Origin of the sequence: Aquibium carbonis (genome assembly GCF_003970795.1) — a bacterium.
GTDB lineage: Bacteria > Pseudomonadota > Alphaproteobacteria > Rhizobiales > Rhizobiaceae > Aquibium > Aquibium carbonis.
In genome coordinates, this window is sequence record NZ_RWKW01000159.1 from 1 (window position 1) to 10999 (window position 10999).

The 10999-nt window shown below is 67.4% G+C and carries 10 protein-coding genes and 1 riboswitch; of the genes, 8 read left to right on the top strand and 2 right to left on the bottom strand.

Features of this window, described 5'->3' with window-relative positions; all coding sequences use genetic code 11:
- The coding region (locus EJC49_RS25060) for an EAL domain-containing protein (protein ID WP_148106339.1) at positions 1–878 on the bottom strand (878 nt) is incomplete at its 3' end.
- Positions 879–1057: 179 nt separating this feature from the next.
- Here EJC49_RS25060 and EJC49_RS25065 point away from each other — a divergent pair.
- The 6 genes from EJC49_RS25065 to EJC49_RS25090 all read left to right on the top strand — a co-directional run bounded on the left by EJC49_RS25065 (position 1058) and on the right by EJC49_RS25090 (position 8709).
- Positions 1058–2260 (top strand): pyridoxal phosphate-dependent aminotransferase, encoded by a 1203-nt coding sequence (locus EJC49_RS25065; protein WP_126702655.1) that lies wholly within the window; start codon positions 1058–1060, stop codon positions 2258–2260.
- A 208-nt stretch (positions 2261–2468) separates the two neighbouring features.
- The gene (locus tag EJC49_RS25070; RefSeq protein WP_126702656.1) at positions 2469–4340 is read left to right on the top strand and encodes a putative bifunctional diguanylate cyclase/phosphodiesterase; all 1872 of its coding nucleotides are present in this window, start codon (positions 2469–2471) and stop codon (positions 4338–4340) included.
- Positions 4341–4467: 127 nt separating this feature from the next.
- Positions 4468–5781: an alpha/beta hydrolase family protein gene (locus tag EJC49_RS25075; protein ID WP_245453559.1), complete on the top strand. Its 1314-nt coding sequence runs from the start codon at positions 4468–4470 to the stop codon at positions 5779–5781.
- A 96-nt stretch (positions 5782–5877) separates the two neighbouring features.
- Positions 5878–7497, top strand: a complete 1620-nt coding sequence (locus EJC49_RS25080; RefSeq protein WP_126702657.1) for a fumarate hydratase — start codon at positions 5878–5880, stop codon at positions 7495–7497.
- A gap of 160 nt (positions 7498–7657) precedes the next feature.
- A complete protein-coding gene (locus tag EJC49_RS25085; protein ID WP_126702658.1) occupies positions 7658–8284 on the top strand; it encodes a L,D-transpeptidase in 627 nt (208 codons plus the stop codon).
- 23 nt (positions 8285–8307) lie between these two features.
- Positions 8308–8709, top strand: a complete 402-nt coding sequence (locus EJC49_RS25090) for a rhodanese-like domain-containing protein (RefSeq protein ID WP_126702659.1) — start codon at positions 8308–8310, stop codon at positions 8707–8709.
- Positions 8710–8751: 42 nt separating this feature from the next.
- Here the strand turns inward: EJC49_RS25090 and EJC49_RS25095 are convergent, their stop codons facing one another.
- Positions 8752–9663, bottom strand: coding sequence for an alpha/beta hydrolase (locus EJC49_RS25095; RefSeq protein ID WP_126702660.1), 912 nt, complete (start codon positions 9661–9663; stop codon positions 8752–8754).
- A 47-nt stretch (positions 9664–9710) separates the two neighbouring features.
- Between EJC49_RS25095 and EJC49_RS25100 the strand changes: the two genes are divergently transcribed.
- Both EJC49_RS25100 and EJC49_RS25105 read left to right on the top strand, forming a co-directional pair.
- Entirely contained in the window at positions 9711–10163 is a 453-nt protein-coding gene (locus EJC49_RS25100) for a MarR family winged helix-turn-helix transcriptional regulator (protein ID WP_126702661.1), read from the top strand.
- Positions 10164–10229: 66 nt separating this feature from the next.
- Positions 10230–10427, top strand: a riboswitch (cobalamin riboswitch).
- A 105-nt stretch (positions 10428–10532) separates the two neighbouring features.
- Positions 10533–10999: ATP cone domain-containing protein (locus tag EJC49_RS25105; RefSeq protein ID WP_245453560.1), on the top strand; the 467-nt coding region annotated here is incomplete at its 3' end.

The window sequence follows — 10999 nt, forward strand, 5'->3', positions numbered from 1 at the left end:
GTCGCCGTCGCCGTCGCCGTCGCGGGGACGGCGTGCGGCGCGCGATCGGGATCGGCGACCGGCGCGTGGCCGCCGCCGATGTCGGCCTCGTGCGAGAAGACGGCGAAGCTGGTCGGCGCGAGCTCCGGTCGCGCCAGCACGAAGCCCTGCACCATCGACGCCCCGCATCGTTCGGCGACCTCGAGCTGCCAGGGCTCCTCGATGCCTTCGAACACGGTGGCAATGCCCCGCTCCGAAAACGTGGTGACCATGGTCTTGAGCAGCGCGAAGCCCGGACCCGACTGCATCAGCCGCGAAATCCACTGGGCATCGAACTTGACGATGTCGGGCTTCAGTTCCTCGATGCGCGAGATGTCCGAATCGTCGGCGCCATAATCGTCCACGGCGATGCGAAAGCCGTGCGACCGCAGCTGGCTCACCAGGAAATGCAGGGCCGCCAGCGACCCGCTCTTCTGCTCGGTCAGTTCGCAGACCACGCGGGAGGGATGGATGCCGGCCTCGTGCATGACGAGGCGCGTGTCGCGCAACGCCACCTCCACCACGGCGCGATCGGAAAACAGCGACGGGTCGAAATTGACGAAGAGCGTCTTGTCCGGATCCAGGCAGGCGGCGGCATTGAGGAGATGCAGCGTCCGCGACAGGGTCTCGACATGGAAGCGATCCACCGCCGGCACGCCGCCGAAGAAGCGGCCGGGAGGCACGCTCTCGCCCTCGCGAAAGGCCCGCAGCAACCCCTCGAAGGCCGCGATGCGCAGCTTGCCGCCCTCGAAGGCGAAGATCGGCTGGAAGGCGCTTTTCAGCGTATGGATGCCCCAGACCCCGCTCGACGTGCCGTCGGCGTTGCGGACGATATGCGCCAGGCCAGCGCTGCGCGGCATTGGAAACCTCGGATTTCTCGTCCTTGGGTATGGCAGCAAAGGCTTCTTGCCGGGTTAACGATCGAATAATTCCCGGATTTGCCCTCCCAGGCCGCCGACTTCCCTTGCGATCCGCGTCCCGTTCGGACATTAGAAAACCGCCGAAACGGCGATCCATAGCCCCTCAGGAGACCTGAACCATGGCATTCCTTGCCGACGCCCTCTCCCGCATGAAGCCTTCCGCAACCATCGCGGTCGCCCAGAAAGCGCGCGAGCTGAAGGCGCAGGGACGTGACGTGATCAGCCTCGGCGCGGGCGAGCCGGACTTCGACACGCCCGACAACATCAAGAATGCCGCGATCGACGCCATCCGCCGCGGCGAGACCAAGTATCCGCCGGTCTCGGGCATCGTGCCGCTGCGCGAGGCGATCGCCGCCAAGTTCAAGCGCGAGAACAATCTGGACTACACCGCCGCCCACACCATCGTGGGAACCGGCGGCAAGCAGATCCTGTTCAACGCCTTCATGGCGACGCTGAACCCCGGCGACGAGGTCGTCATCCCCGCGCCCTACTGGGTCAGCTATCCCGAGATGGTGCTGCTCTGCGGCGGCACGCCGGTCACCGCCGACACCACCATCGAGAACGGTTTCAAGCTGACCGCCGAGGCGCTGGAGAAGGCGATCACACCGAAGACGAAGTGGCTGGTGATGAACTCGCCGTCGAACCCCTCGGGCGCCGCCTACACGTGGGACGAGCTGCGCGCGCTGGCCGACGTTCTGCTGCGGCACCCGCATGTCTGGACGCTGACCGACGACATGTACGAGCACCTGACCTATGGCGACTTCGTGTTCCGCACGATCGCCGAGGTGGAGCCGGCGCTCATGGACCGCACGCTCACCATGAACGGCGTGTCGAAGGCCTATGCCATGACCGGCTGGCGCATCGGCTACGCGGCCGGGCCGCTGCCGCTCATCAAGGCGATGGACACCGTCCAGAGCCAGCAGACTTCGGGCGCCTGCACGATCGCGCAATGGGCGTCGGTCGAGGCGCTCAACGGGCCGCAGGACTTCGTGATCCGCAACAAGGCGATCTTCCAGGGCCGCCGCGACCTCGTCGTGTCGATGCTCAACCAGGCGCGCGGCATCAACTGCCCGGTGCCGGAAGGCGCGTTCTACGTCTACCCGTCCTGCGCCGGCCTGATCGGCAAGAAGACCCCGCAGGGCAAGGTGATCGCCACCGACGAGGATTTCGTCACAGAGCTTCTCGAAGCCGAGGGCGTGGCGGTGGTGCATGGCTCGGCCTTCGGCCTCGGCCCCAACTTCCGCATCTCCTACGCGACCTCGGAGGCGCTGCTGGAGGAATCCTGCATCCGCATCCAGCGCTTCACCGCCTCGCTGGGATGATGGCGATCTCGCCGCGACGCCATTCTCCCGGCGTCGCGGCGAAGCGCGCCTCGACGACACGGGCGCAGGGCCCGGGCCGGATCGTCGCGCGACGCACGGCCCCTGGGCAGGGCGGCAAAGCCAGGTGCGTCGCCTCTTCCCCTTTCATTTGACCCTTCCTTAACGGCGTCCAGGCTATCGCTTTCCAAACGAAAGTGGAGTGGCGCCGATGAAGGCCAATGCTTTCGCCGAAGAAGCGTCGACTTCGCTGGTCGACCTCCAGAGCGACATCATCGACAAGATCGCATTCGGCGAAACCTTGACGGCCGTCGCCGAAACACTGTGCCGCGAGGCCGAGAAGATCGTCCCGGAGGCGATCTGTTCCATCCTGAGGATCACGCCGGATGGCCGGTTGTTGACGCTCGCCGCTCCGTCCCTGCCCCAGCACTATTCGTCGGCCATCGACGGCGTCTCGATCGGGCCCGCGGCAGGGTCCTGCGGGACCGCCGCCTTTTTCGGCGCAGCCATCGAGGCGACCGACATCGAGACCGACCCGCGATGGACCGAATACAAGGCCCTCGCCCTGCCGATCGGTCTGCGCGCCTGCTGGTCCAGCCCCATCAGGGCGCGCGACGGTCGCGTCGTCGGCACCTTCGCGCTCTATTTTCGAACGCCGCGCGGCCCCGGCGACGTCGAGCGCGAAGTGGTCAGCCACTGCACGCATCTCTGCGCGATTGCCTTCGAGCACGACGAGACCGTCCGGCGCATGCAGGAGATGGCCTATGTCGATCTGCTGTCCGGCCTGCCGAACCGGGCGAGCTTCCTCGATCGTGTCGCAAGCCTGACCCGGACGGGCGACCAGCCCTTCTCGTTGATCCTGATCGATCTCGACCACCTGAAGGACGTCAACGACACGCTCGGCCACGCCGGCGGCGATGCTCTGATCCGCGCCGTTGCCGATCGCCTCCGGAGCGTCGACCCGTCCTTCGAGCCGCATCGGCTGGGCGGCGACGAGTTCGCCATCCTCCTGCCCGGACAGGGCGACGAAGCGGCGATGGCCGATGCGGCCAACCGCCTGATCGAGGCCGTGCGGCATCCCCTCACCTTCAACGGCGAAACGATCACGCCCTTCGTCACCGCCGGCGGCGCGATCTTCGAAGGCCCGCGGCAGAGCGCCGAGACGCTGTGCCAGAATGCCGATTTCGCGCTCTATCACGGCAAGGCGGAAAGCCGCGGGAGCTTCGTGCCCTACCGGCAGGACATGCGATCGGCAATGACGCAGCGCGTCCAGGCGATCCGCGAAATCGAGGACGCGCTCGCCGATCGGCGCATCCTTGCCTACTACCAGCCCATCGTGCGCATCGACACCGGCGAGATCGTCGGCCTGGAAGCCCTGGCGAGAATACGCATGCCCGACGGGCGGGTGGTCGCGGCCGGCCCGTTCCAGAAGGCGATGACCGATGCACGCATCGCCCGCACGCTGACGGACCACATGCTGGCCACCGTCTCGGCCGACATCAGGGAGTGGCTCAGTCTGGGCATTCCCTTCCAGCATGTCGGCGTCAACGTCACCAGCGCGGATTTCAGCCAGGGCGATCTGGAAAGCCGCATCTATGCCGCGTTCGCAGCGGCCGACGTCCCGCTCAGGCACGTCATTCTGGAGATCAACGAGACCGTCTACATGGGCGGGCAGGACAAGCGCGTGGCGCGGGCGGCCGAAGGTCTCCGCTCGAAGGGGATGCGCGTGGCTCTGGACGATTTCGGCACCGGACACGCCTCGCTGACGCATCTTCGCGATTTCCCCGTCGACATCATCAAGATCGACAAGTCGTTCGTCGAGCGCATCGTCGACGATCGTCCGAGCCTCGCGATCGTGCAGGCGCTCGTCGAGGTGGCGCGCAAGCTCGACATCCGGGTCGTCGCCGAGGGCATCGAGACCCTGCAGCAGAACGAAACCCTTCTGTCGCTCGGCTGCGTTCTCGGCCAGGGTTTTCTCTATTCCCGCGCCGTGAGCGCCGCCGTGGCGACGGGGCTCCTTCAGCAGCATGCGCAACGCAATGGCGACGCGGTCGCCGTGTTGCCGCTCCGCGCCCGCGCCTGAGCTTTCCCGCCCCGGCGGCCTCGCCGGCTCCCTCGGCGTTTTCCGCTTGTCACGTCCCTGTCGAAAACGCACCCTAGGTGCTAGTCGGCGACGCCATCACGCGTGTCGGCGAAAGGGAGATGAAACGATGAAGAAGATGCTGGTTGCGCTGGCAGCCGCTTGCGTGCTTGGCACCGGAGCCATGGCCCAGGACAATCGAATCGACCAGGTACGGCCGGACGCGCCCGAACTCGCCCTCCCCGGTGACGACGCCATCGGGGTGAGGACGATCGACCTCGTCCATGCCGACCAGATCGACATCGTCAACGTCGAGGCCGGCAAGGACCACCCGCGCTACGACCGGCCGCTCACCGTCGAGGTCTGGTACCCGGCCGAGGGCGATGCCGTCGGCGGCACCTATGAGGGCGTGTTCCTGCGCGACGGCGTCACGCAGGTGTCGCTGAAGGGCCGCGCGGTGCGCGACGCCGCGCCGAAGAAGGCCGAGGCCGGCGCCTGGCCGCTGGTGGTGATCTCGCACGGCTATCCGGGAAATCGATTCCTGCTCAGCCACCTGGCGGAGAATCTTGCCACCAAGGGTTATGTCGTCGCCTCGATCGATCACACCGATTCCACCTACAACGACCAGAACAAGTTCGGATCGACGCTGGTCAACCGCTCGCTCGACCAGATCTTCGTCCTGAGCGAGATGGCGCGGCTGTCGGGCGACGCCTCGAGCTTCCTCTCCGGCCTCGTCGATGCGTCGAATGCCGGTCTCGTCGGTTATTCGATGGGCGGCTACGGCGCCGTCATCACCGCCGGCGGCGGTGTCACGCAGGCGTCGGTCGACTATGCCTGGGGCGCGCCGGACGGCACGCTCGGCATCCATCTCGCCGGCTCGGACAGCCACGCGGCCTTGCCCGACGCACGCTACAAGGCGGCCATCGCGTTTGCGCCCTGGGGCATGGAACGCGGCTTCTGGGATGCCGAAGGCCTCAAGGGCATCGAGATCCCGATGTTCTTCGTCGCCGGCAGCGTCGACGACGTGTCGGGCTACGAAAAGGGCGTCAAGGCAATCTACGAGGGCGCGGTCAACGCCGACCGCTATTTGCTGACCTTCGACAAGGCCAACCACAACGCCGCCGCGCCGATGCCGGCGCCGGCCGAATCCTGGACCGTGTCGGAAAAGCTCGGCCGGGCGCCTTTCGACCATTATGCCGATCCGGTCTGGGACACGGTGCGCATGAACAACATCGCCCAGCACTTCGCCACCGCCTTCCTCGGCAAACACCTCAAGGGCGACACGGCGATGGACGCCTATCTCGATCTCGTCGAGAAGGCCGAGGACGGCGTCTGGGCCGTCAACGAGGACAAGAGCCTGAAGCCCGAGCATACGTACTGGAAGGGTTTCGGCGACCGCACGGCCAAGGGGCTGAGCCTGATGCACGCCACGCCCGCCGAGTAGGGCGCGGTCGGCGGCGCGCCTTTCGCCTCCTGATGGACTTTTCGGGCAGCGCCGCTACAACGGCGCTGCCTTTTCGTTCCAGCCAGGAGCCCGAACGTGACCGAGCCGGTTCTCGCCGACCTTTTCCCCCTCGCGCCGGACCAGACGCCGTATCGCAAGCTGACGTCGGATTTCGTCTCGGTCGACCGTTTCCGGGGCCAGGACATTCTGGCCGTCGAGCCGGAGGCGCTGCGGCTCCTGTCCGAAACGGCCTTTGCCGACATCAACCATTTGCTGCGGCCCGGCCATCTGCGCCAGCTCGCCTCCATCCTCGAAGACCCGGAGGCGACCGACAACGACCGCTTCGTCGCCTATGACCTCCTGAAGAACGCCAACATCGCCGCCGGCGGCATCCTGCCGATGTGCCAGGACACTGGCACGGCCATCATCATGGGCAAGAAGGGACGCCGCGTCTGGACGCCGGGCGGCGACGCGGCGGCACTCGGCCAGGGCGTTCTCGACGCCTACGAGAGGAAGAACCTGCGCTATTCGCAGCTCGCCCCGCTGTCGATGTTCGAGGAGAAGAACACCCGGAACAACCTGCCCGCCCAGATCGACATCTATGCGGAGGGCGAGGACGCCTACAAGTTCCTGTTCGTGGCCAAGGGTGGCGGCTCGGCCAACAAGACCTTCCTCTACCAGGGCACGCCCTCGCTGATGACGCATGACCGCATGATCGATTTCCTGAAGGAAAAGATCCTGACGCTCGGCACCGCCGCCTGCCCGCCCTACCACCTGGCGATCGTCATCGGCGGCACCTCGGCGGAAATGAACCTGAAGACGGTGAAGCTCGCCTCGACGCGCTACCTCGACGGCCTGCCGACGTCGGGCGGCGAGGACGGCCATGCCTTCCGCGACGTGGCCATGGAGGCCGAGATCCACGGGCTGACGCAGCAGATGGGCGTCGGCGCGCAGTTCGGCGGCAAGTATTTCTGCCACGACGTGCGCGTCATCCGCCTGCCCCGCCACGGCGCGTCGCTGCCGATCGGCCTCGGCGTCTCCTGCTCGGCCGACCGCCAGGCGCTGGGCAAGATCACGAAGGATGGCGTCTTCATCGAAGCGCTGGAGACGAACCCGGCGACATACCTGCCCGACATCGACGAGGAGAAGCTCACCGCGCATGTCGTCGAGGTCGACCTGAACCGGCCGATGCCGGAAATTCTCGCCACGCTCTCGCGGCATCCGGTGAAGACGCGCCTGTCGCTGACGGGCACCATCGTGGTGGCGCGCGACATCGCACATGCCAAGATCCGCGAGCGGCTGGAGCGCGGCGAAGGCATGCCCGACTACATGAAGAACCATCCGGTCTACTATGCCGGCCCCGCCAAGACGCCCGCAGGCTATGCCTCGGGCTCCTTCGGCCCGACCACCGCGGGCCGCATGGACAGCTATGTGGACCAGTTCCAGTCCTTCGGCGGCTCGATGGTGATGCTGGCCAAGGGCAACCGCTCGCGCCAGGTCCGCGAGGCCTGCGCGACCCATGGCGGCTTCTACCTCGGCTCGATCGGCGGCCCGGCCGCGCGACTGGCGCAGGACTGCATCAGGAAGGTCGAGGTGCTCGAATATCCCGAACTCGGCATGGAGGCCGTCTGGCGCATCGAGGTGGTCGACTTCCCGGCCTTCATCGTCATCGACGACAAGGGCAATGATTTCTTCAAGGAACTGAACCTCGGCTGAGGCGTCGCGCGAAAACGCGCTTTTCCGGCCTGTCCCGCCGGTCGGGCGAGCGGTGCTCGCGTGAAGTTTCTCGCAGTAACCCTTCCGTTACCGGGTCTATTGTTGGTTGAGCCTTCGCGCTCGATTGATAGTCTCCGCACAGTGACGAGAGAGGGAAACCATGAGACGGATCGGATTTCGACTAGCCGCCATCTTCGCCGCGGTGATGACGCTGAGCCTCGGCATGCCGCTGGCGGTGGCCCACGCCGAATCGGAAACGTTCTGGCAAAGGGTGATCCGTGGCGGCCACGAGCGTCCGGCCGCCCGCCACAGCCCGCGCATGTCGAACCAGTCTCCGATCCCGCGCCAGACCGTGCGCTACGACGGACCGCACGGCCCCAACACCATCATCATCAACACCTCCGAACGGCGCCTCTACTACACGCTCGGCAACGGCCGGGCGATCAAGTACGGCGTCGGCGTCGGCCGCGACGGTTTCACCTGGGCCGGCACCAACCGCATTTCGCGCAAGGCCGAATGGCCGGGCTGGACGCCGCCGCCGCAGATGATCCGCCGTGAAGCCGCCAAGGGCCGCAAGCTGCCGGCCTACATGCCGGGCGGCCCCGACAACCCGCTCGGCGCGCGCGCCCTCTACATCGGCTCGACGCTCTACCGGATTCATGGCACGAACCAGCCCTGGACCATCGGCCAGGCGATGTCGTCGGGCTGCATCCGCATGGCCAACGACGACGTCGTCCACCTCTACAACCAGGTGAATGTCGGCACGCGGGTGGTCGTCCGGCACTGACGGCGCAAACCCCGGGGGAAAGCATGAAGGCGAAGAAGGGCTACAAGGATCTCCTGGCCGAGGCGAATGCCGAGGTCGAGGCGCTGACGCCCGCCGCAGCCGCCGGTCTCGTCGGCCGCGACGACGTCGCCTTCATCGACCTGCGCGATCCGCGCGAGCTCGACCGCGAGGGCCGCATGGCCGGCGCGGTCCACTGCCCGCGCGGCATGCTGGAGTTCTGGATCGACCCGGAAAGCCCCTACCACCGGGAGATCTTCGCCTCGGGCAGGCACTTCGTCTTCTTCTGCGCCGCCGGCTGGCGCTCGGCGCTTGCCGCCAAGACGGCGCAGGACATGGGTCTCGAACGCGTCAGCCATGTCGAAGGCGGGTTTTCGGCCTGGAAGGAAGCCGGGCTGCCGCATGAGCCGGGCAAGCCGAAGACCTGAGAAACCGTGCCGAAAGCCACCTCCGGCAGTCGTCTCACCACCTCAATGCACGGCGCAGACATCCGTCTCGCCGGCCACGAAGCCTGCCAGTTCCGCCAGCACGCCCGGTCCCGCCACGATCCGCCGGTGGCCGAGCCCCGGCGCCCAGACCAGCCGCACGTGCCGGCCTGCCGCCGCATAGGCCTTGGCATCCTCGGCCGACACCTCCTTGTCGTCGGGCGCATGGATCACCAGCGTCGGAACCTCCACCTCCGCCAGCTGGCTGGCGCCGACGAAGCGCTCCAGCGGCCGGCCGGCGATCCGCTCGACGTGATCGAACAGCGCCGTCTGCGCCCGCGGACCGAGCGACAGCATGCGGCCGAAATCGGCGAAATAGGCCGGCATCGAGTTCGGCGCCGAGATCAGCACGAGCCGGTCGGTGGTGACGGGCGCGAATCGCGGAATCGAGCCGGTGACGGCGTTGACCGCCACCGCGCCGCCGAAGGAATGGCCGACGACTGCGGCAAAGGGGCCGAACCAGTCTCCCGCCGCGCTCGCCGCCTCCACGGCATTGGCCATGGTCAGCCGGCGGCCGGACGAGGCGCCATGTCCCGGCAGGTCGAGCGCGACCACGCGCGAGCCGGCGCGCCGCAGCGCGTCGACCAGCGCCGCCATGTGCTCGGTGCGCGAGCGCCAGCCATGCAGGACGAGCACGGTGCGCCGGAACGGCGTGCCTTGCGGCGGGCGGAAGTCGTGGGCCACGACATGGCCGGAGCGGATCGGCAGGCGATGGTGCCGCGCCTCCTCCATGAAGGCGGACGCCTGGGCGATGGCGCGCCGTTCCTTGTCGTTCAGCCGCGTCGGGTCGGGCGTGCGGCAGAACAGTTCGAAGGCCGCCCGGCCGGCCAGAACGGGCGCCAGGTGGTCGGCCACCCGAAATGTGGACCGGATGACACTCAGGGGAAATGATGCCATGGTGGGAATCCGAAAAACGTTCAACGATGAACATTATTAGTTCAAGCATGAACAAAAAACAAGACCTCCCGTGGGACAACCCGCGCTTTCGCAACTGGATCGCCGTCGTGCGCGCCGAAAAGGCGGTCGTGCGCGCGCTGACCAAGGCGCTGGCGCCCTTCGACCTGAAGCTGGCGCAGCTCGACATGCTGATGAACCTCTACCGCCATCCCGGCATGTCGCAGCACGACCTGGCGCGAAAACTGCTGGTCGGGCGGTCCAACATCACCATGCTCCTGCCGCAGCTGGAAAAGCAGGGCCTGCTGCGGCGCGAGAACGACGCGAGCGACAAGCGCGTCATGCGGCTGACCCTGACGCCGCAGGGCGAAGCGCTGCTGATGGAGGCGCTGGCCGTCTACACGGCGCTGATCGACAAGGTGATGGCGCAGTCGTCGCCGCGCGACTGCGACATGCTGGGCGAGCAGATGCGCCGGATCGAGACCATTCTCGCCGAGGACTGAGCCTGCGCGGGTTGCCACCCACAGCCTTCACGGCCACACGGGATTGACATCCACCCCCTCCAGGACACAAGACTTGGTGGTCACGGTCTCTCGAATCGCAAGATCGAGAGCTAAGAGGGAAGCCGGTGCGATGCCGGCGCTGCCCCCGCAACTGTAAGCAGAGAGCTGCTGTCACGCGAAGCCACTGGCGCCCTCGGGTGCTGGGAAGGCCGACAGCAGCCACGACCTGCGAGCCAGGAGACCTGCCGAGACATCGTGAACGTCCACGGGCGGGGTGTCCCGGTGGTTCGCTTGCTTCGGGTGGCTCGGGCCGCCCGGAATCGCGCATGCGTCCGCCTGCTCTCCGTCCCCAGCGCATCGGGGATGATGATGACTGCGACTGCCCAACTGCACGCCAATGGAAGCCACCCGGCCTATGCGCCGACCACCCCCGTCGAGGCCGGCCCTCGTGAGCCCGCCTACCGGCTCGTCAGGCGCAACGGCACGGTCACGCCCTTCGACCCCTCGAAGATCGCGCTGGCCCTGACCAAGGCCTTCCTGGCCGTGGAAGGACAGTCCGCCGCCGCCTCGCGCCGCATCCACGACATCGTCGCCGGCCTGACCGAACAGATCGTCGCCGGCCTGGCGCGGCGGGCCGACGCCGGACGCCTCTTCCACATCGAGGACGTGCAGGACCAGGTGGAGCTGGCGCTGATGCGCGGCGAGCACCACAAGGTCGCCCGCGCCTACGTGCTCTATCGCGAGGAGCGGTCGCGGGAGCGGGCCAGGGCGCTGGCGGCGACGGCGCCCGCGGCGGCGCCGGCCTCCGTGCTGCATGTCACCGCCGCCGATGGCAG

Coding starts and splice junctions, on each gene's coding strand:
- EJC49_RS25065 (WP_126702655.1), top strand. CDS start 1,058: ATGGCATTCCTTGCCGACGCCCTCTCCCGCATGAAGCCTTCCGCAACC.
- EJC49_RS25070 (WP_126702656.1), top strand. CDS start 2,469: ATGAAGGCCAATGCTTTCGCCGAAGAAGCGTCGACTTCGCTGGTCGAC.
- EJC49_RS25075 (WP_245453559.1), top strand. CDS start 4,468: ATGAAGAAGATGCTGGTTGCGCTGGCAGCCGCTTGCGTGCTTGGCACC.
- EJC49_RS25085 (WP_126702658.1), top strand. CDS start 7,658: ATGAGACGGATCGGATTTCGACTAGCCGCCATCTTCGCCGCGGTGATG.
- EJC49_RS25090 (WP_126702659.1), top strand. CDS start 8,308: ATGAAGGCGAAGAAGGGCTACAAGGATCTCCTGGCCGAGGCGAATGCC.
- EJC49_RS25095 (WP_126702660.1), bottom strand. CDS start 9,663: ATGGCATCATTTCCCCTGAGTGTCATCCGGTCCACATTTCGGGTGGCC.
- EJC49_RS25100 (WP_126702661.1), top strand. CDS start 9,711: ATGAACAAAAAACAAGACCTCCCGTGGGACAACCCGCGCTTTCGCAAC.